A 20,494-nucleotide genomic window follows, 5' to 3' on the forward strand; every position below is an offset into this window, starting at 1 on the left:
TTCGGCGCCTTACACCAAAGCGGCAGTGTCTCTTTCCCGGCTTCTGGTAGGCTCGTCGCTTCGCTCCATTGGCGACGTTGACCCGCATGAATCTCAAGGCTCTCAGACTCTTCCGCCTGACCGTATTGCACGGCTCGCTATCGGCGGCCGCGCAGGCGGCCAATCTGAGCCAGCCCGCCGCCAGCCGGCTGATCGCCACGCTCGAAGCGGAGCTCAAGCTGACGCTGTTCGAGCGTACCCACCAGAAATTGCTGCTGACCCTGGAAGGCGAACGCTTCTACCGCGAGGCCGAGCACATTCTCAATGGCGTCGAGGAGATTCCCACCATCGCCGGCGAGATCCGCCAGCAGACGGTCGAAAGCCTGCGCATCATCACTTCCGCACCGATCGGTGCCACGCTGCTGCCGGCGGCGATCGCCCGGTTGCGCGAGGGCTGTCGCGAGCTCAGTTGCAAGATCGATATCGGCAGTCGCTTCGACGTCGAGCGCCAGGTAGGGTCGCGACGCTACAACATCGGCCTGCTCTCGCTGCCGGTGGAGAACGCCATCGTCGAGCTGGCAGTGGAGCCTTTGCTGCAGGCGACGACTCAGGTGCTGATGCCGGCGAATCATCCGTTGGCGGCGCTCGACCGGGTACCGGTCGAGGCGCTGGCGGACTCGCCTTTCGTCACCCTCAAGCCGCAACAGATCTGGCGCCAGCGCCTGGAGCGGCTGTTCGACGGGATCGGGCGCAAGCCCCGCATCGCGCTGGAGGTCGGCTCGACGCAACTGGTGCCGCGCTTCGTCGAGGCCGGCTTCGGGCTGGGGCTGCTCGATCTGGCCTGCTGTGGTGCCACGAGGGGTTCTGGCGGTGAGGGCGGCGGCACGGTGATGCGGCCGATCACCCCCGCCACCGATCTGACCTACGCCTGCATCCTGCCGCCGGCGGGTCAGCGTCCCATCGCGCGCCGCTTCATTGACGCATTGCGCGAGACGCTCGAAACGCGCGGCCGGCAAGACCGTGCCTTCCATGACGGCGTCACGCTGCTGCCGTGAGCCGGATCGGAGCGTTTTTTACCGTGCATTTTTCTTATCGGTTTTCTTCGGCGAGCGTACCCGTGTCCTTGAAATCCCGGTTCAGGCGCCCGGCGAGTTCGCGGGCGGAGGCCGCCATCGCCAGGGCAATCTGGCGGCTCTGTCCGGTGTAGTGCTCGGGGGCGAGGGCCTGGTCGAGCGCGGCCCGGTCGCCGTAGTGGCGGCGCACGGTATCGTTCCCGAACAGCGCCTCGGCAAAGGAGAGATCGCCATCGCGACTGGCGACGATGGCCTCATGGACGAGATCGTGGGCACGTTGGCGGCCGATCTCTTCGCTCAGTTCGAGCATGATGTGCTCGGACATCAGCGGCGCGGCGTTAGCCATCAGGATCTCGCGCATCCGCTCGGGGCGGGGAACCAGCCGGTTCAGCAGCGTGTGTTGGGTGGCAGCGACCCGATAGGCGAGCGTGCCGGCCTGATCGAGCAGCTTGTAGAGGCGGAAATTGCACGACGCATCGCCCTCGTGGGAGGGACGCGCGGTTTCCAGCGCCGGCGCCACCAGGCTGCGCAGCTCGCCGGCCTCGGCCAGCAGATTGACGGCATACTTGGGATTGAACTTGTGCGGCATGGTACTGCTGCCAACCACTTCATCCCCCTGGTTTTCGCTGACCTCCTCGAACTCGTTGGCCATCAGCGTGTAGAGCTCCTGGCCCAGGCGTTCGCAGCCGGCGGCGTAGAGCCCCAGCGTGGTGATGTACTCGACCAGACCGTCGACGGCGGCGCGGGAGTGAACCCGGGAGACGCCGAGACCGAGCCGTGCGGCCAGCGCTTCCGCCAGCGGCTGGCCTTCGTCGGCGTAGCTGTGCATGGCGCCGCTGGCGCCGCCGAAAGTCAGCACGAAGGTGCGCGCTTCGACCGCTTCAAGCCGCTCGACGTTACGCTCCAGCTCCTCGATCCAGCCGGCGACCTTGTAGCCGAAGGTGATCGGCAGGGCGTGGCGACGATTGGTGCGCGAGACGCACGGCCATTCGGCGCCGCGTTCGGCGAGATCCGCCAGACACTGTAGCTGCGCGGCGAGCTGAGCCTTGAGCCAGCGATGCGAACGCTTCAGCTGCAGCATCTTGCCGGTGAGAATGATGTTCTGCGTGGTGGCGCCGAGGTGGACGTAGCCGCCGGCGTCGCCGTCGCAGCGTTCGGCCAGCGCCCGCACCAGTGACATTACCGGCGACATCGTGCGTTCGATGTCCGTGGCCAGCGCCTCGCGATCGAGCTGATCGAGCGTCGCGCAGCGCTCGATTTCCGCCGCGGCGGCAGCGGGAATCATGCCGCGTTCGGCCAGGGTCAGCGCCAGCGCACGTTCGACCTCCAGCCACGCCTGCCAGGTGGCATCGCGAGAAAAGAGGTGGTCGGTCGAATCGGGAAGCTGATCAATATTCATGGTCGGTTCTCGCCAAAGGTGTGCAGAGTCGTTCGACGTTGCAGGTTCAGACCATCGGTTCGCGGAAGATCGCGGCTCATTTCACGCCCACGAACAGCGCGGTATAGACGAACAGCACGATCAGCCCGCCGATCAGCGGGATCGCGGTGCGCTTGACGATATCGATGGGCGAGCAGCCGGCGGCCTCGCTGACGGCGATGATCACCCCGGAAACCGGCGACAGCGAGCGCGCGATCCCGGCGGTGAACTGCAGCGGCAGCAGCAGGGCGACCGGGCCGGCGGCCGTGGCGGCGGCGACGTTGGGTGCCAGCCCGGCGAAGGAGAAGAACGCCGCGTTGCCGGAACCGGTCAGGATGGCGGTCACCGCGACCAGCAGACAGGTGACCAGGGTCATCCCGAACAGGCCGAATCCCGCGCCCTGAGCCGCGCCGATCATGAAGTCGATGGCCCCGATCGCAGTGAGGCCGGCGGCGAAGAACTCGGCGCAGATGATCAGCGAGATGATCGAGGAGAACATCTGGCCCATGCCCTGGAAGAAGGTCATGAAGCCCTTGAATACCGCCTGCAGCTCACGGCGCTTGCGCACCATCTCGCAGAACAGGCCCAGCACGGCGCCGATGATCATCGCCGTCACCACGCCGATTTCGATCTGATGGATCAGTAGCTTGCTGAAGATCAGAATCAGCGTCAGCGGCAGGATCGGCAGCAGCGCATAGAAGCCGGGCACGCGCTGGGCCTCCGACTCGCCATCGGCGACGGCATGGGCGGTGGGGTCGGGGTCGACCACGTGGCCGCTGCGGCGATCGAAATACTTGGCGCTGAAGTAGGTCAGCACGCAGATGACCGGCACGATGAACAGCGACGCCGGGATCTGGTACTGGGCGAAGTAGATCGCTACGTCCATGTTGGCGGTATGCGCGGCCAGGTTGGCGGTGCCGGAGGCCGGCCCCAGATCGAGGACCGAGGTCATGCCGATCATCGCGGCGGCGGACGCCTTGCTGACGCCCAGGCGTACCAGAGTCGGATAGAGCGTGACCAGCAGCAGCATGGCCAGCCCCGCTGCGCTGGGGATGAAGATGTTCAACACCTGCCCCACGGCATAGCCGAGCGCCAGCACCAGGTAGGGCGCGCGCATCCGCGCCAGCGGGCGGGTGCCGATATTGACCATCGCCTGGGTGGCGCCGATATGGTCCATGTACTTGGCGAAGCCGCCGGCGGCCATGATGATCAGCCCCAGTCCGGCCAGGCGGTAGGACATGATCTGGTGGATGAACTCGAATATATCGAAGCCGGCCCAGCCGCTGGTTTCGGTCTCCTTGAACAGGATCGACTGGGCGGGGAAGAACAGCGCGGTGGCGACGAACAGCGCAAGCCCGGCGAGCAGCAGCACGGTCTGCGGTTGGTATTTCTTGATGACCAGCGTGCCGGCGAACGCCGTCACCGCCATGGCTATGAGAAACGCGACCATGATCGAACCCCTAAGTTATTGGAGTCGATACGGTAGACAGCGTCGGCGGAGCGAGGCTATTGCGTTATCGCTATGCCCGCATCGCGTTTTTGCATGTCACGATAACTTTTTGAAATTAAATCGATAAATATCCGGTGAAAGTCTTATTTCGACCCGTGTTGCGACCAAAGATGTAACGGCCCGAGCCATCTTTCGATGACCCGGGCCGTCAATTTTCAGCCAAAGATGGGCGATGCTTACACTTCGACGTTCAGGGTCACGTCGATGTTGCCGCGGGTGGCGTTGGAGTACGGGCAGACCTGATGGGCCTTCTCGACCAGCGCTTCGGCTTGTTCCCGATCCATGCCCGGGAGCTTCACGGTCAGCGTCGCTTCGATGCCGAAACCCTCGCCCTTGGGGCCGATGCCGACTTCACCCTGGATCCGGGTATCGTCGGGTAGCTTGGCCTTCTCTTTCGAGGCGACCAGTTTCAGCGCGCCGATGAAGCAGGCGGAATAACCGGCCGCGAACAGCTGCTCGGGGTTGGTGCCGTCGCCGCCGGCGCCCCCCAGCTCCTTGGGCGTCGACAGTTTGAGATCGATGGCACCGTCGGCGGCGGTGGCCCGGCCGTCGCGGCCGCCAGTGACAGTTGCTTCGGCGCGGTAGAGGACTTTATCGAGTGACATGGTGGATCTCCTTGCGAGTTAAAGATCGCGGTCTATTGAACCGTGCGCGATCTATTGGGGTAAAAAGCTGGTTGAAAATAGTCTTCTATTAAACGCGCCAACGCTTCACTGAGTGTCAAGTCGCTGACGCAGCCCATGCAACGCGTCGCGCAGCTCGGCGGCTTCCTCGGGCGTGCACTGGCCCGCACAGCCGGCGGCATGGGGGATCGCCTTGGCCTGCTCGCGCAGCGAACGGCCCTTCTCGGTCAAGGCGATCTCGACCTGGCGTTCATCCTGGCGTGAGCGCTGCCGGGTGATGAGCGCCGCCACTTCCAGCCGTTTCAACAGCGGCGTCAGCGTGGCCGAATCCAGATAGAGCTGCTCGCCTATCTCCGATACTGTCTGCCGGTCCCGCTGCCACAGCACCAGCATGGTCAGGTACTGGGGATAGGTCAGATCGAGCTCGCGCAGCAGGCCGCGGTAGAGCTTGTTCATCGCCAGCTGGGTCGAATAGAGCGCGAAACAGAGCTGCGATTCCAGGGCCAGCGTGTCGTCGGTATCGTTGCGTGTCGTCATGCGGTCAATTTATATCGCGCACGATTCAATCGCTAATTAGGTTTTGCTATGAAGGTGATCACGATGAGGATCGCGTCAACAGACGCTGGCGGGTCGACCGATCACGCGGGAGCAACCCCACGCTGAGCCCGAAAGGGCGAAAGGCGCGATTGAGAGAACCCAGCGATTGGGTCCCGCTGTCGTTCTCGATGGCCGAGAGCGTCCGGCGGCTGATCGACGCCAACGCGGCATAGCGGGTCTGGTTCATCTCCAGAACCTCCCGGCGCAGTCGTTTCAGCAGCGCTCCCGTGGTGATTTTTTCCTCGAACAGCTGGTCGAGCAGATCGAACAGCAGCGCTTCGCGTTCCTGGGGAGAAAGACGGCTCATATCAGCCCCCAGGCATCGAGTTTTTCGTCGAGATAATCGAACCCTAGCGCGGGCAGATCGAGAATCGAATTCGGAACGCCTCGCTGCCGCAGGCGAGCCTTCAGGCCTTTCAATCGTCTTCCCAGCTGGCGAAGCTCGGCGAGCAGGTCGTCGGCGGGAACCAGCGGATCGAGCCGTTGAGCGATCCCTTGCCAGTCGAAACGGCCGCCTTCTTCGTATGGCGCGCCCCATTGCGTGGTGCGCATGATGCCTTCGGGGTCCGCCTTCATGGGCGCGAAATCATAGACTGGCGCCAGCCACAGGCCATCGGGCCGCTTGATCATCGCGGTATTGCGGCCGTGATTGTCGGAGTTGCCGAAAACGACGTTGAGGAGATCCCGCTTGACCCACTCCACGACGAAACGGGAAACGTCGAAGGTCTCGCCCATTTCTCTGACGCGATATTGCTGCTGACACTTGGCAACCAGCGTGTCGATCGCTTCGAAATGATTGAGGAAAGTGCCCGGAGGCTTCTCCAGCAGCGAATAGAGCGACTCCAGACCGTAAAGCGTGCGCTCTCCTTTGATGAAATCCACATCGAATCGAGGCAGCCAAAGGCTGGGGTAGCGTCCCCCTTCGATGAGTTCCATACCGCGGATGGCGATGGTATCGACGCCCAGCGCCTGCAGCTCGTGATAGTAGTGGTACTCCGCGCGCAGAATGTCGCAATCCATCTCCGAGCGTGGCCCACGGGGGAATTTCACCAGGTAATGCGCATCGGTATTGCGGGGATCGTCCTGCCAGGTATCGATCCAGATCTCATCCTGCGGGCTGCGACGCAGCAGCAGTTTGGGGGCTTCGCCGCCCGCGCCGGTCGCACCACCGCCGGCAGCGCCCACCTGCTGGGCATATTCCAGGAAGTCGGTATGGCGTTCCACGACATCGTCCAGCGTGAATCGATGGTGTTTCAGCTGGCTACCCGCCGGCAGTTGGGGCAGTGCCTGCTTGATGCGCAGGTTGCCGACGGGCGCTATCGTGCCTTGGGCCAGCAATGCGTGGTCCTGTTCGTGCGGGGGCAGCGACTGAAGCCCCAGTCGATTGACCCAGTAACGACGGCTGGCCCCCGACGGCATGATGTCGTCGAGCATGGCGAACCAGTTCGTCCGGCGATACAGGAGCATCAGCTCGACCGGCAAGTTCAGACTGCAGGCGTGCTCGTCGTCCCGGCCCATCCAGTCGATGGCGTAATCGGTCGAGTAGCCCAGCGCAATCGTGCCGCGTCGACCCGCCTTCGGATCGTCGATCTGAAGTTCTGCGGCATCGTGCCATTGGCCATGATGGAACAGCTGTATCGTCAGTGACATATCGATTGTACTGGGTAAATTATTGCTCAAATTTATCATGTCCGACTGTGGGTGAGCTATTTTTTGCTCATAAAATGCTTTTCTCGTCATTAGTGAGAAATAAATTGCTCAAAATGGCGCTGTCATCGCCACCGATCCCAGGCCGGCTGTGGCTCCAGCGATTCCCGCAGATAGTCTAGAAACGCCCGCACCTTGCGCGTTCGCAGGCGGCGTTCGGTGGTCAATACGTGAATGTCGCGGCGGCCGGGCATGACCTCGCCGCGCCACGCTTCGAGCAGCGGGACCAAATCGCCCCGCGAAAGCGCATCGCCGATCAGCCAAGTTGGAAACAGCACCAGACCCTGGCCCAGCAGCGCGGCGCGTAGCAGGCTCTCGGCATCGTTGCTGTAGAGGTTGCCGGCGACCTCGAACGGGATCGAACCGCTCTGGTCCGGCGCCTGGAAATACCAGCGCTGGCGGCCCATCTCACCCTGATAGAGCAGGCAGTTGTGATCGCTCAGCGCCTCGGGCGTCCGCGGCTCGCCGTTCGCGGTCAGGTAGCTCGGTGCCGCGGCCACCACGTAATTCATCGGTGCCAGGCGCCTTGCGACCAACGAAGAGTCGGCCAGATCGCCGACGTCGTGACCCTCGCGCACCGGATCGACGACGTGATCGCTCAGCTGCAGTTCGGCGGTGATACCTGAATGTTGGCGCTGGAAAGCATGCAGCAGCGGCACGATCTGGCGCTGGCCGAAGGCGACCGGCGCATTGATCCGTAGCACGCCGCTCGGCTCGGGGTAGGGATAGGTCAGCGCTTCGGTGGCAAGATCGAGCCGCTCCAGAATCTCGCGCACTTCCTCGTAGTAGCGCTCTCCCGCCTCGGTCAGGGTGACCGCACGGGTATGTCGATACAGCAGCGGTTGCCCGACCGCCTCTTCCAGCCCGCGAATTTGGCGGGATACCGAGGAGACCGCACGGTGGAAGTGATGTGCGGCCGCGGTGAAACTGCCGGTCGCCGCGACCCGTTCGAACACGCGCAGGGCGTTGAGATCCAGCGAATTGAGATTCACGACGTTGAAACCCATGGCTTTGAAATGTCTGAGGTTGCGTCTGGCGCAATAAAGATTTGCGACGCTTTCGATTGTAGCAACGATCGGAGCCTACCAGACTGCGTTCATCGATCCGGCGAGATACCGGATCTTCCTGAACTCGGAAGGAGGATATCGATCATGCGTAAAGGGACTGCACTCGTGGTTGGCGCGACCGGCATTACCGGCGGCAATCTGGCGTCTTATCTGGTGTCCAGCGGCTGGACCGTCTACGGCCTTTCTCGTCGTGCCACCGAACAGAGCGGCGTGATTCCCGTCGCCGCCGACCTGCTGGACAAGCCGGCGACCGAGCAGGCGCTCGCCGACTTGCCGATCACTCACGTCTTCTACTGCACCTGGATTCGTCGCGACAACGAGAAGGCCAACGTCGAGGCCAACAGCCAGATGATGCGCAATCTGTTCGAAGCGCTCGACAGCGACAAGTTCGATCACGCTTCACTGGTCACCGGCACCAAGCAATATCTGGGCTCGTTCGAGGCTTATGGCAGCGGGCGCATCGAGACGCCGTTCCGCGAATCCGAGCCGCGCGTGCCGGGCGACAACTTCTACTACGCGCTGGAAGACGTGCTGTTCGAAGCCGCCGAGCGTCACGGTTTCGCCTGGAACGTGCACCGCCCGCACACCGTGATCGGCTACGCCCGCGGCAACGCCATGAACATGGGCACGACGATCGCCGTCTACGCCTCGATCTGCCAGGCGACCGGCCAGCCGTTCGTGTTCCCGGGTTCGCAGACGCAGTGGAATGCGCTCACCGACATGACCGATGCGCTAGTGCTGGCGCGCCAGATGGAGTGGGCCGCCACCACGCCGGGCGCCGCCAATCAGGCCTTCAACACCGTCAATGGCGATGTCTTCCGCTGGCGCCGGATGTGGCGCGAGATCGGTGAGTACTTTGGTCTAGAAAGTCAGGGGCCCGAAGCCTCGGACGACCCGGAGTCGATGCAGCCGTTGGAAACGCAGATGGCCGGTGCCGAATCGACCTGGCGCGAGATTGCCGAAAAGCACGATCTGGTCGAGCCGGATGTCGCCAAGCTGGCCTCCTGGTGGCACACCGATGCGGATCTCGGCCGCGATCAGGAGTGCGTCAACGACACCACCAAGTCTCGCGACTTCGGCTTCGATCACTTCCGCGAAACGCGAGCGGCGTTCTTCGATCTGTTCGATCGCCTGCGCGCCGAGAAGATCATTCCCTGATTCGGTCTGTCTGAGCGGTTCGTCCCGATCGGCTACAGAAAAGAAAACCGGCGCCTTCTCGGCGCCGGTTTTCGTCGTCTTGGTGGTCAATGATGATGGCCAGTGCCCTGCGTAAAAAGTCGACGAGCGAAGGCCAGGCAAGGCAAAAATTGGCGAAAACGCGGAGTTTACGGGGTGTAAATGAGCATTTTGAACCAATTTTTAACGCCGCATGGGCGAGCGCAGGCACTTTTTAGCCCAGAAAGCTGAACTTCTCGCGCAGCTGCTCCCAATGCGCCCGCGAGCTGGCGGCCAGCACCGTGCCCTGATGGATCGTCGGCTGGTAGGGCGTGCCGTCGAGCAGCGCCGAATAGCCACCGGCTTCCTGATGGATCATCAGCCCCGCGGCGTGATCCCACGGCATCAGCTTGCCGGTGAGCATGAAGTCGACGAAGCCGAACGCCATGGTGCGATATTCGTGGCAGGCGCAGCCGAAGGCCATCATGCGCTGGAAGTCGGGGAAGGTCGCCGCCAGCTGATACTGCTGCGGCTTGGCAAACAGCCGGATCGAGGTCGAGCCGACCATCTCGTTGAACTTGTCGGTATCCGACACCTGCAGCTGGCGCTGGGTGCCGTCGGGGCGGCCGAACCAGGCGCCTTCGCCGTGACGGGCAACGATCCAATCATCCGACAGCGGATCGTAGAGCAGGCCGAAGATCGTCTCGCCGAAACTGGTCGCCGCCAGAATCACCCCGAACTGATTGAGCCCGCGGGCGAAGTTCCAGGTACCGTCGACCGGATCGATGATCAGTGCCAGCTCGGCGCTGGCGATATCGTCGAGGTTGGCGCTGCCATCGGCGACCGCTTCCTCGCCGATCACCGTCGCGTCTGGCATTAACTCGCGGATCGCCGCCGTCATCATCCGTTCCGCGCCCTGATCGGCGTCGGTCACCAGATCGTCCGGCGCGCTCTTCGAGCGGATCGCGTCTTCGGAGAGATTACGAAAGCGCGGCAGGATCTCGGTCTTCGCGGCATCGCGCACGATCTCGATCAAGCGTTGCTGTTGCTCGAGAGTGATGGCTCTTGCAGGCATGCGGGGCTCCTGATTCGTTGGGTTTCCATCCTAGAGTATCCGATTCTGTCCTCTGGCGGTTCGAGCACGGTTGAGTGGCGCTCATCGTTCAATAACGTGGGAGGGGTGGCCGTCGAAAAATTGCCTGGAAGCGACTTCGCACCCTGGCAATATCGTTTCAGCTTCAATCGGTCTGTCTCGACCCGCGGAAGCTGGTCGAGACCATCGCTCAAGGAAAGTGTCAATGCAGAAAGGCGACATCGCCAGCCTACATAGGCTGGCGATGTCGTGGCCTCATTTGGCTACGCTGGCCCGGCGGGAGGTGGTGTGCGCTGTCGGAGAGCGAGGTTTTCGGCGGCTTTTCATCCAGACCGTAGCCGCAACGAAATAGAGCAGTGTGGGCAGGATGATCAGTGCCTGGAAGGTATCCAGGCGGGCCGCGCCCTCGTTGTTAATGCCACCCCAGACTGCCAGGCCAAGAATCGCGACCAGGCAGACCACGGCGATAGCGTACCAGGGATTGCGACGGTTGACGGGTTGGTATCCGGCGTGGGCGGTTTCCGTGGAGCCGTATTCGAGTACCGGGCCGTAGGCAGCTTCATAGGGGTCACTGGTGTCGTTGCGCCTGGCCGCACCGGCAAGACGACACATCAGCGGATAGCCAAGGAAGCTGACGAACCAGACGGGAATGAACAGGGCGAACAGATGGATGGCATCGAGCGACAACAGCACGATTCCCAACGCGATACCGAGCCCCCAGGCGCCAAAGGCGGGCAGGTTGGTGGCATATCCTTGCTGCTCGCGCCAGAAAGGGCGGATGCCCAGCCGGGGCAGTAGAAAATGCTCTGCGGCGATGATCGCACCGACCGGGGCGATGAGCATGATGAAATAGGACAGCACGTTCAGCCACTGGGTGAAGACGAACGGGAAACAGGCGATCACTGTCGTGACCGCACCGGTGGCCACGGTGACTTGCGTGCGCGAGAAGCGGTCAAACACCGCCTGAAAGGCGAGGCCTGCGCGATAGAGGCTGGGAATTGAAGTGGTCCAGCCCGCGACCACGACGGCAATCAGCCCCATGGCGCCGAGGATACGAAATGCGACGCCGCCCGGGTCCATTTCGATGAGCGAGGATTTCGCCAGCAGGGCAGCGGTGGCGCCCATCAAGCCGGCGCAGATCCAGGCCATGAAATGGCCGATATACATGCCAGCCGCGGAGAAGTAGCCATAGCTGGACTTGCGCGCGAAGCGCAGGATGCTCATGTCGCTCATCCCGAGGTGCATGGGCAGGTTCGCGCCCCATGCCCAGGCGGCGATGACCCATACGGAGATTCCGGCGGCACCGTCGGGGGTAGAGCCGGTCCAGACGAAAGTATCCAGCACGCCATTGAGCGAGGTGATGCCACCGAGCTGGCCAGTGTGCATCAGTATGGGCACGGTGACGATGCCGCTGGCCAGGAACATCGTAGCCATCCAGGGCGAGCACACCGACGAGAAGTTGGCGATTAGCTTGAAGCCCTTGACCGTCATCCAGACGGTGATGGCTCCGACGAATATCGCCAGTGCGATGAAGCTGATGCTTTGGGGATACCAGGCGGTCTGCGGTGGAATATCGGTCATCACGCGGAAGGCGGAGGCCGATACTGTCACCATGGCGCCGGAAACCACTGCGAAGATCAGGCCGTTGAGCAGGTTGTAGGCGATCGAGAAATGCTTGCCGGCCAGCCGCTCCAGATACCAGTAGATGGTCATGCGCGAGCGGGTCGCGATCGGGCTGCACAGCCAAGCCCAGGACAGGACTGCTAACAGGTTGCCGATCAGCAGGCCCCAGATCAGATCGCTGGTGCTGACGCCCAGGGCGACCAGCGAGGCGCCGATGACGAACTCGGTGCCAGCAACGTGCTCGCCGGCATAGGAGCCGAGAAAGTAGGTGCCGCTGAGTTGCTTGTCGGCGGGAATGCGCTGGCGTTCGAACTCACCGTTACCGAGTTCGCTGGCTTTCCTTTTGCTTGAAGTCGATTTCATTGTGTTTTCCTCTCCGGGCCATTGCCGTCAGACCCGGTGGGCGATGATGTTTTGAAGGCGTTTTTTGAATCTATATACCGAAATAGACACTTTCAAACTTTTAATTCAATACTTTGGTATTATTGGAATTTTTATTCCAAAAAAAGAGGTGACCGTCTCGCCGCGGCAGTTGGCTCCTTGCGGTTTCGGGGTGAGAAAAAGAGGGGGTCAGTCGAATTTCTGTCGAGCGACGAGAAACTGCGCCTTGCCATCACCGAAGGACCAGTCGGCATCCCGGTTCTCGGTGATTACGATCATGAGATTGGAGGGATCGAGGCCGACCTCCTGCTCCAGGGTGTCGGCCACTCTTCGGTAGAAATGCTGTTTGGCTGTATCGAGGCGGCCCGAGCGCATGGTTAGCTGCAGGATGAGTACGTCGCCGCTGCGCGCCTGAAGCTCGATGCGTTCTGCCGGCAGGGCCTGGAGGATCTGATAGCGATCATCTTCAGGGAAGTCGAGTGTCTCGATGACCACTTTATTGACGATGTCGGCCACCTGACGATACCACTCTCGAGAGTGGTGGTCGGCAGCCGTGATGGTAACCAGAGGCATGGTCCTGTCCTTGTCGAAAAAATGCCGGTGCTTGCGGCACCGGCGTCAGGAGCTTAGTGCGTCGGCATGGTGAAACTGTTGGTCTCTTCACGAATACCGCTCGGCCAGCGCTGGGTTATCGTCTTCATGCGGGTGTAGAAGCGAACGCCATCGTTGCCGTGCATGTGCAGCGGTCCGAACAGCGAACGTTTCCAGCCACCGAAGCTGTGGAAGGCCATCGGTACCGGAATCGGCACGTTGACGCCCACCATGCCGACCTGGATCTGTTCGCAGTACTGGCGCGCGGCATCACCATCGCGGGTGAAGATGGCCGTGCCGTTGCCGAACTCGTGACCGTTGATCATGGCCACGGCGTCGTCGAAGCTTTCCGCACGGCTGATCGCCAGCACCGGGCCGAAAATTTCCTCGACGTGGATGCGCATGCCGGGTTTGACGTGATCGAACAGGGTGCCGCCGATGAAGTAGCCGTCGGCTGCGCCATCGATACTGATATTGCGGCCGTCCACGACCAGCTCGGCTCCTTCCTGCTCCCCAATGCCGATGTAGTCCCGCACCTTGGCGAGATGGTCGGCCGTGATCAACGGGCCCATGTCGTTGTCGGGACCATCGACCAGGCCTGGACCGACGCGCAGGCTGCTCAGCTTCTCGATCAGCTTCTCGCGTAAACGATCGGCCGTCTCTTCGCCGATCGGCACCGCTACCGAGATGGCCATGCAGCGCTCCCCGGCGCTGCCGTAGGCTGCGCCCATCAGGGCGTCCACGGCTTGATCCAGGTCGGCATCTGGCATGATGACCATGTGGTTCTTGGCGCCGCCCAGGGCTTGAACGCGCTTGCCGTGTTTGGAGGCGGTGGCGTAGATGTATTCGGCGATCGGTGTGGAGCCGACAAAGCTGACCGCTTGGATGCGCTCATCGCTGAGCAGCACGTCCACGGATTCCTTGTCACCGTTGACCACGTTGAATACGCCGTCCGGAAGGCCGGCTTCGGTCAGCAGTTCCGCCAGACGCATCGGAGTGGATGGATCTTTCTCGGAGGGTTTCATGATGAAGGTGTTACCGCAGGCCAGGGCGATCGGAAACATCCACATCGGTACCATGGCTGGGAAGTTGAACGGTGAAATACCGGCGCAGACGCCCAGCGGCTGCATCATGGAGTAGCTGTCGACACCGGTGCCGACATTCAATGAATGCTCGCCCTTCTGCAGGTGCGGAATGCCGCAGGCGAATTCGACCACCTCCAGGCCTCGGGTCAGCTCACCCTTGGCGTCGGAGAACACCTTGCCATGCTCGCTGGAAATCAGGCGTGCCAGTTCATCGGCATGCTCCTCGACCAGCGCCTTGAATTTGAACAGGATGCGCGAGCGCTTGAGCGGTGTGACCTTCGACCAGCGTTGAAAGGCGTCATCGGCAATTTCGATCGCCTGGCGGGTCTCTTCGGCAGAGGCGAGTGCGACCTGGGCGGACTGCTCGCCGGTGGCCGGGTTGTAGACGGCGGCAAAATGGCCGCTCCGGCCCTCTGTCAGGGTGGCGTTGATGTAATGCGGGATCGTGTTCATGTGCTTACCTGTCTATCGCGAAATGAGTGTCATGTCGGTTCGGGCGAGAGATGCGTGGCGGCCCGAGGGCGTTACTCGGTGATCTGAAATCCGGCCTGTTCGGCGATGGCTCTCAGTCCTCGGTAGCCCAGACGTGCCTGCGTCAGCGGATGCGCCACGCTAGGATCCTGCTCGGCTTCGACCACCAGCCAGCCTTCATAACCCTGATCGCTCAAGTGGCTCAGGGCTGGAACGAAGTCGATGTCGCCATCGCCGGTGACGGCAAACAGTCCATCGAGCACACCATCGAGGAAGCTCTTGTCCCGGTTGCGGGTCTCCCTGAGAACGTCAAAGCGCACGTCCTTGCAATGGATGTGATGAATGCGTGAGCTGTAGCGCTGGGCGATAGCCAATGGGTCCCCCTCGGCCACGACCAGGTGGCCGAAGTCGAGCAGCAGACCCACGGCATCGCTGGTGTTGTCCATCAGCCGCTCGACATCGGCCTGGCTCTCGACCACGGTGCCCAGGTGGTGGTGATAGACCAGTTGTACGCCGTGCTCGCGCAAATAGGCGCCGACACGATCAAGGCCCTCTGTCAGGCGCGGCCAGTCAACCTCCTGAAGATGCGGACGCTGAGAGACTGGGCGTACCTGGTCGCCATGCACACAGTGACTGACTTCACAGAACACCATGACCTTCGAACCACACTGCTTCAGAAGCTGCAGGTGGGACTCGACCGCTTCCAGTTCCTCCTCGACGCTGCGTTCCAACAGCTGTGAGGAGTACCAGCCAGAAACCAGGGACAGGTCGTGATCCTTCAGAACCCTGTTAAGCGCGTCGGCGGTGCGCGGAAACTTGTGACCCAACTCGAAACCGCTGAAGCCGGCTTCACGGCCCTCGGTCAGGCAGGTCTCGAGCGGTGTGTCACCGCCCAGACTGGGCAGATCGTCGTTGGTCCAGGTCAACGGGTTGATGCCAAGGCGTACTGACATGGGAATGCTCCTGAAATATCGATACCCCGAGGGCGGCAGGACGCTGTCGCCTCGGAACGGGTTAAGGGTCAGAGATTCTTACCCTGGCGTGCCTTGTGCTCGTCGTAACGTCTGCGGGCTTCCTCCACTTCGGAGCGCACCGAGACTTCAGGCACTGCCACATCCCACCAGGAACCTCCTTCCTCCGTATCCACCAGTCCATCCGTGTCCAGTGTGACGACATAGCTGATGGACGATGCCTTGGCGCGTTCCAGCGCGGCTTCGAGTTCCTGGATGTTCCCGACCTTCTCCGAGCGGGCGCCTAGCGCGGCGGCATGGGCGGCAAAGTCAGTCTTGGGTGCACCGCCTTCGACGGTCAGACAGTCATCGAGCATATTGTTGAAGCCCGGCTCGCCACACATCTGCTGCAGGCGATGGATGCAGCCGTAGCCCCGGTTATCCAGCACCACGGCGATGATCTTGTGGCCCAGCATGACCGAGGTGGCGATCTCGGAGTTGAGCATCAGATAGGAGCCATCACCGACCATGACAAACACTTCGGAGTCGGGTTTGGCCATCTTGGTGCCTACGCCGCCAGCCAGCTCATAGCCCATGCAGGAGTAGCCGTACTCCATGTGGTAGCCCTTGGCATAACGGGTGCGCCAGAGCTTTTGCAGCTCGCCGGGCAGGCCACCGGCGGCGCAGACCACGATGTCCTGCTCGCCGGCCGCTCGATTGACCGCGCCGACAACCTCGGCATCGGTCGGCAGATTGGTGCCGCGATCGGTGGTCGCGACATCGACGCTGCGATGCCACTGACGACGCAGTTCGTCGGCCCGATCAATCCAGGCGCTGTCGGGACGCCAGTCGCTCAAACAGCGCTCGAGTTCCGGCAGTGTCAGCAGGGCATCCCCCACCAGCGGCTGGCTCTTGTGCTTGATGGCGTCGAAGGACGCCACGTTGATACTCAGGATGCGAGCCTCCGGGTTGATCATGGCACGCGAGCCGGAGGCGAAATCTCCCAGACGTGTACCCACGGCAATGATCAGGTCGGCTTCGGCGGCCAACGTGTTGGTCGATTCCGCGCCGGTGACTCCGATGGAGCCCATGTTCTGTGCGTGATCCCAGGGCAAGGCACCCTTGCCGGCCTGGGTTTCCCCCACCGGGAGCTGGTAGCGTGAAACCAGGGCGTCCAGGGCCTCACGGGCCTGAGCGTAGTGAACGCCGCCACCCGCCACGACCAGCGGTTTTCTGGCGGTGCTGATCAGCTCGATGGCCCGGGACAGTTCATCCCGGTCTGCGGCCTGGCGACGCGGATGATGAATCCGCTCGTCAAAGAAGTGTTCGGGATAGTCGAAGGCCATGGTCTGCACGTCCTGCGGCAGGGCCAGAGTGACCGGCCCACACTCGACCGGGTCGGTCAGCACGCGCATCGCCTGCGGCAGAGAGGTCAGCAACTGCTCCGGACGCGTGATGCGATCGAAGAAGCGGCTGACGGGCCGGAAGCAGTCATTGCTGGTCAGCGTATGGTCGTGAAAGTTCTCGACCTGTTGCAGTACCGGGTCCGGCATGCGCGTGGCAAAGGTATCGCCGGGCAGAAACAGTACCGGCAGACGATTGACGTGAGCGACCGCGGCGGCCGTGACCATGTTGGTGGAGCCGGGGCCGGCGGAGGCCGTGCAGGCCATCATCCGACGGCGATCCAACGTCTTGGTGTAGGCGATGGCGGCGTGGCTCATGGCCTGCTCATTGTGTGCACGCCAGGTCGGCAGCTGATCTCTGACCTGATAGAGCGCTTCGCCCAGGCCGGCCACGTTGCCATGACCGAAGATGGCCCAGCAGCCAGCGAACATGGGCTCGAGTTCGCCGTCGATCTCGACCTTCTGAGCAGTCAGATAGCGGATGACGGCCTGTGCCATGGTCAGGCGAACGGTTTTCATGACGGCATTTCCTCTGCAAGGGGCTGGCTTTCGCGAAGGCGTTGCCACTCTTCGATCAGTTCGGCGTAATTGCCGGCCACCCGGTCAATCAGCGTCTGATCACTGATTTCACCTGCCAGCCAGTCGCGACTAGGTGCGGCAAACAGGGTGCGGCCAACGGTGAAGCCCTTGCATTGGCTGTGACGGGCCGCCGCGGCGAAGCCCTTTTTCATGTCAGCCATGGGGGCATCAAGGCCCAGTAGCACAACGCCGCGGCAATGGCTGTCCTGTGCGTCTATCACATCGCTCACGCCTTGCCAGGCGGCATCATTCATCGACGGCAGCTTCCACCAGTCCGGACGAATGCCCAGGTTGTAAAGACGCTTCAGCGAGCGTGCGAGCACCCGATCGTCGTCGCCATCCCGCGCGGGCGGGATGATTTCAATCAGCAGTTCAAGCTCCATGCGGCAGGCGGCCTGATACAGCTGCAGCAAGTGCGCTTCCTGATCCAGGCGCAGGGACATCTCGTCGTCAGGGTGATAGAACACCAGGCACTTGATGACGTGCTCGCGCGGCCACTGGCGCAGGCGAGAGCCCAGATCGTCGCCATGCTGGAAGCGCAATGGACGTGAGCCGGGTAGCTCGACCGGGCGCCCGATCCACCAGTGCCGGCCGGTGGCGTCGTTGAGCGCGTCCTGACCGAGGACGTCATCCACCAGAATGGCGGGGTGGGAAAGTCCGACCTGCTGTGATCCCTGTTCAGCGGCCTTGACCAGCAGCTGCTTGAGATGCGGCAGGCGGGACTGATCGGCACCGACGTCGCGGGCCATGTCGGTCAGCTGGCGGCGATGATCGAAGGCCAGACCACACACTTCAGGCCAGGATTTGGGTACCCGGGTGGTGGCCCGGTGCAGGTGATTGAGCCGGTTGTCGCGATCGGGTCGCTTGACTGTCTCTCGGCGGCTCAGATAATCGAAAAGTTCTTCTTCGGTCGGCATGGCCGGCGCACAGCCGTGACGGGAGACGACCAGGGCGCCGCAGGCATTGGCGTAGGTGGCGCTGGTGGCCCAGTCTTCCTCCCTGAGCCAGCCGCGCAGCAGCCCGCTCATGAAAGCATCACCGGCCCCCAGCACGTTAAGCACCTCTACCTTGACGCCTTCGACCAGAATGCCGTCTTCGATACGTGCAGGAATCTCGTGTTCGAACACGACACAGCCCAGAGCCCCGAGCTTGCAGACCAGGGTGGCGTCCGTCTTCTCGCGTACGGCACGAAGCGCCGCGAGTGTGTCGGTATCGCCGCCGGCAATATGGAACTCTTCCTCGGTACCCACGATCAGGTCGAAATCGCTCAACCATGGCTGCAGGTGGCGAGTGACCTTTTCATCGGCCACGAAACGAGTTTCACCGTCACCCGGCTCTGTCAGGCCCCAGAGCACCGGACGATAATCGATATCCAGCGCTCGCTTGATGCCATGGCTGGCGGCGGCGTCCAGCGCCTTGCGGCAGGCACGCTGAGTGGTATCGGTCGAAAGATGCGTGCCGGTGATTACCAGTGCGCCGGCGCGGGCGATGAAATCCGGGTCGATAGCGTCGGCGTCGACCGCCATATCGGCGCAGTCGCGGCGGTAGAACAGCAAGGGGAAACTGTCGCGATTCTTGAGTGCGAGAATGGCCAGGCCTGTGTAGCGTTCCGGGTCGGTCTGCAGGGCGCTGACATCGACGCCGGCACCAGCCAGCTCTTCGCGTACGAAATTGCCGAACTGCTCGTTGCCGACCCGTGAGAGCATGGCCGAGCGAAGCCCGAGACGAGCGGTGCCATAGGCCATGTTGCCGGAGCTGCCGCCCAGATACTTGGCAAAGCTGGCAACATCTTCCAGGCGGCTGCCGACCTGTTCGGCATAGAGATCCACCGCGACCCTTCCGAGACAGATCAGATCCAGCGATTTGGTGTCATTCATGATGTTTTCCTGCATGTGACTGAGTACCGGACAGCCGCTGAAGGGGATATCCGGCCCAGACGGGGGTTGGGCGACATCGATTCATGGGTTCCGATCATAAAGCCTTTGGAATATACGTTCCTATTGAACAATAGTTGAAAAATAAATTCCTTTTTTCATCTTATGGAGCCACCGCCACCACGAGCAGATGGCTGGTGCGTCGGTTCATGGCATCGGTTCATGGCATCGGCTCATGAAAAAGCCCCACGCCCTGCGGTGAGCAAGAACAGCGGGGCCTGGCAAGGGTCCTGAAAACCGCGCTTAGCGGTAGAAATCGGGGCGCTTTGGCATGTCGACCGGTTCGATCTGGCCGCTTTCCTGCGCCTTGACGCAGGCATCGCCAGCGACCGCTGCCGCAAAACCGTCCCAGGATGAGGGCCCCTGGAGCGTGCCGGCCTGGGCGTCGTGTATGAAACTCTGCAACTCGGTATCGAAAGCGTCGTTGAAACGCTTTTTCCAGTCCATGAGGATTTCATTGTGACGCTTGCCATCCTGTCGAAGCGTCAAGCTCTGCGGTTCGGGAAGATGGGCGACGCCTTCTTCGCCCACCACGGTGCACTGGATTTCATAGCCGTATTGGCAGTTGACGAAGACTTCGACATCGATACGCGTACCGCGCGCCATTTCCAGCAACACCAGCTGGGGATCGCTGACTTCGCTGTGTGCATGGCGGGTCTTTTTCGAGAAGACCACCTGAGCGCTGGCGTATTCGTCATCGAGCAGCCAGCGAAATGTATCGAGCTCATGGATCAGCGTGTCGTGAATGGCCATCGGGGTGATGTAGCGTTCGGGCACGGAGGGATTGCGGTGCGCAGCGTGAATCATCAGTGCCTGCCCGAGACGGTCGTCGTCGATGGTGTCCTTGAGCAGGTTGTAGCCCCGGTCATAGCGCCGCATGAAGCCGACCTGTACGAGTCGTCGCCCGGCGGCGATCTCGGCTTCCATGATGCGCTGGCAGCCCTCGGCCGTGGTGGCCAGCGGTTTCTCGCAGAACACGTACTTGCCGGCGTTGATCGCGGCCAGTACGTACTCTTCGTGTGTCTGGCCCCAGGAGGTAACCAGCACGGCATCCACGTTGTCGGCATCGATCAGCTTCTGGCCGGTTTCGTAGACCTCTGCCTCGAGGCCAAGGCGATCGACCATGGCTCGCGCCTGATCGAGGTTGACGTCACTAACCGCCACGATGTCGGCGCCGGTCAGTGTGTTGGTGATGCGATGAGAGTGCTCTTCGCCGATCATGCCGGTACCGATCACACCAATACGTAATGTCATGT

17 protein-coding genes are annotated in these 20,494 nt (G+C 62.1%); 2 read left to right on the forward strand and 15 right to left on the reverse strand.

Features of this window, described 5'->3' with window-relative positions; all coding sequences use genetic code 11:
• The first annotated feature begins 86 nt into the window (after window positions 1–86).
• Window positions 87–1,034, forward strand: a complete 948-nt coding sequence (locus ACUN9V_RS14375; RefSeq protein WP_445511896.1) for a LysR family transcriptional regulator — start codon at window positions 87–89, stop codon at window positions 1,032–1,034.
• Window positions 1,035–1,068: 34 nt separating this feature from the next.
• Here the strand turns inward: ACUN9V_RS14375 and ACUN9V_RS14380 are convergent, their stop codons facing one another.
• From ACUN9V_RS14380 to ACUN9V_RS14410, 7 genes are all read right to left on the reverse strand, one after another.
• Window positions 1,069–2,451: a lyase family protein gene (locus tag ACUN9V_RS14380; RefSeq protein ID WP_445511897.1), complete on the reverse strand. Its 1,383-nt coding sequence runs from the start codon at window positions 2,449–2,451 to the stop codon at window positions 1,069–1,071.
• A gap of 76 nt (window positions 2,452–2,527) precedes the next feature.
• A complete protein-coding gene (gene dcuC, locus ACUN9V_RS14385; RefSeq protein WP_445511898.1) occupies window positions 2,528–3,919 on the reverse strand; it encodes a C4-dicarboxylate transporter DcuC in 1,392 nt (463 codons plus the stop codon).
• A gap of 236 nt (window positions 3,920–4,155) precedes the next feature.
• Entirely contained in the window at window positions 4,156–4,584 is a 429-nt protein-coding gene (locus ACUN9V_RS14390) for an organic hydroperoxide resistance protein (protein WP_110642279.1), read from the reverse strand.
• A gap of 105 nt (window positions 4,585–4,689) precedes the next feature.
• Window positions 4,690–5,139: a MarR family winged helix-turn-helix transcriptional regulator gene (locus ACUN9V_RS14395; RefSeq protein WP_445511899.1), complete on the reverse strand. Its 450-nt coding sequence runs from the start codon at window positions 5,137–5,139 to the stop codon at window positions 4,690–4,692.
• A gap of 58 nt (window positions 5,140–5,197) precedes the next feature.
• Window positions 5,198–5,506, reverse strand: a complete 309-nt coding sequence (locus ACUN9V_RS14400; protein WP_445511900.1) for a transcriptional regulator — start codon at window positions 5,504–5,506, stop codon at window positions 5,198–5,200.
• Window positions 5,503–6,849: a type II toxin-antitoxin system HipA family toxin gene (locus tag ACUN9V_RS14405; protein ID WP_445511901.1), complete on the reverse strand. Its 1,347-nt coding sequence runs from the start codon at window positions 6,847–6,849 to the stop codon at window positions 5,503–5,505. The genes ACUN9V_RS14400 and ACUN9V_RS14405 overlap by 4 nt, the downstream gene beginning before the upstream one ends.
• Before the next feature lie 122 nt (window positions 6,850–6,971).
• Entirely contained in the window at window positions 6,972–7,883 is a 912-nt protein-coding gene (locus ACUN9V_RS14410) for a LysR substrate-binding domain-containing protein (RefSeq protein ID WP_445511978.1), read from the reverse strand.
• A 174-nt stretch (window positions 7,884–8,057) separates the two neighbouring features.
• Here ACUN9V_RS14410 and ACUN9V_RS14415 point away from each other — a divergent pair, with 174 nt between their 5' ends.
• Window positions 8,058–9,131 (forward strand): SDR family oxidoreductase, encoded by a 1,074-nt coding sequence (locus tag ACUN9V_RS14415; RefSeq protein ID WP_445511902.1) that lies wholly within the window; start codon window positions 8,058–8,060, stop codon window positions 9,129–9,131.
• A 232-nt stretch (window positions 9,132–9,363) separates the two neighbouring features.
• Here the strand turns inward: ACUN9V_RS14415 and ACUN9V_RS14420 are convergent, their stop codons facing one another.
• The 8 genes from ACUN9V_RS14420 to ACUN9V_RS14455 form a co-directional block, all read right to left on the reverse strand.
• Window positions 9,364–10,203: an inositol monophosphatase family protein gene (locus tag ACUN9V_RS14420; RefSeq protein ID WP_445511903.1), complete on the reverse strand. Its 840-nt coding sequence runs from the start codon at window positions 10,201–10,203 to the stop codon at window positions 9,364–9,366.
• 273 nt (window positions 10,204–10,476) lie between these two features.
• Window positions 10,477–12,207: a purine-cytosine permease family protein gene (locus tag ACUN9V_RS14425; RefSeq protein ID WP_445511904.1), complete on the reverse strand. Its 1,731-nt coding sequence runs from the start codon at window positions 12,205–12,207 to the stop codon at window positions 10,477–10,479.
• A gap of 207 nt (window positions 12,208–12,414) precedes the next feature.
• The gene (locus ACUN9V_RS14430; protein WP_445511905.1) at window positions 12,415–12,798 is read right to left on the reverse strand and encodes a tautomerase family protein; all 384 of its coding nucleotides are present in this window, start codon (window positions 12,796–12,798) and stop codon (window positions 12,415–12,417) included.
• Window positions 12,799–12,851: 53 nt separating this feature from the next.
• Window positions 12,852–14,354 (reverse strand): CoA-acylating methylmalonate-semialdehyde dehydrogenase, encoded by a 1,503-nt coding sequence (locus ACUN9V_RS14435; protein WP_445511906.1) that lies wholly within the window; start codon window positions 14,352–14,354, stop codon window positions 12,852–12,854.
• 71 nt (window positions 14,355–14,425) lie between these two features.
• Window positions 14,426–15,325: a myo-inosose-2 dehydratase gene (iolE, locus tag ACUN9V_RS14440; RefSeq protein WP_445511907.1), complete on the reverse strand. Its 900-nt coding sequence runs from the start codon at window positions 15,323–15,325 to the stop codon at window positions 14,426–14,428.
• A 68-nt stretch (window positions 15,326–15,393) separates the two neighbouring features.
• Window positions 15,394–17,244, reverse strand: a complete 1,851-nt coding sequence (gene iolD / locus ACUN9V_RS14445) for a 3D-(3,5/4)-trihydroxycyclohexane-1,2-dione acylhydrolase (decyclizing) (RefSeq protein ID WP_445511908.1) — start codon at window positions 17,242–17,244, stop codon at window positions 15,394–15,396.
• Window positions 17,241–19,181, reverse strand: a complete 1,941-nt coding sequence (locus ACUN9V_RS14450; RefSeq protein WP_445511909.1) for a bifunctional 5-dehydro-2-deoxygluconokinase/5-dehydro-2-deoxyphosphogluconate aldolase — start codon at window positions 19,179–19,181, stop codon at window positions 17,241–17,243. The genes iolD and ACUN9V_RS14450 overlap by 4 nt, the downstream gene beginning before the upstream one ends.
• 300 nt (window positions 19,182–19,481) lie before the next feature.
• The gene (locus tag ACUN9V_RS14455) at window positions 19,482–20,492 is read right to left on the reverse strand and encodes a Gfo/Idh/MocA family protein (protein WP_445511910.1); all 1,011 of its coding nucleotides are present in this window, start codon (window positions 20,490–20,492) and stop codon (window positions 19,482–19,484) included.
• Between the last annotated feature and the right edge of the window lie 2 nt (window positions 20,493–20,494).

The organism is Salinicola sp. V024 (genome assembly GCF_052645315.1).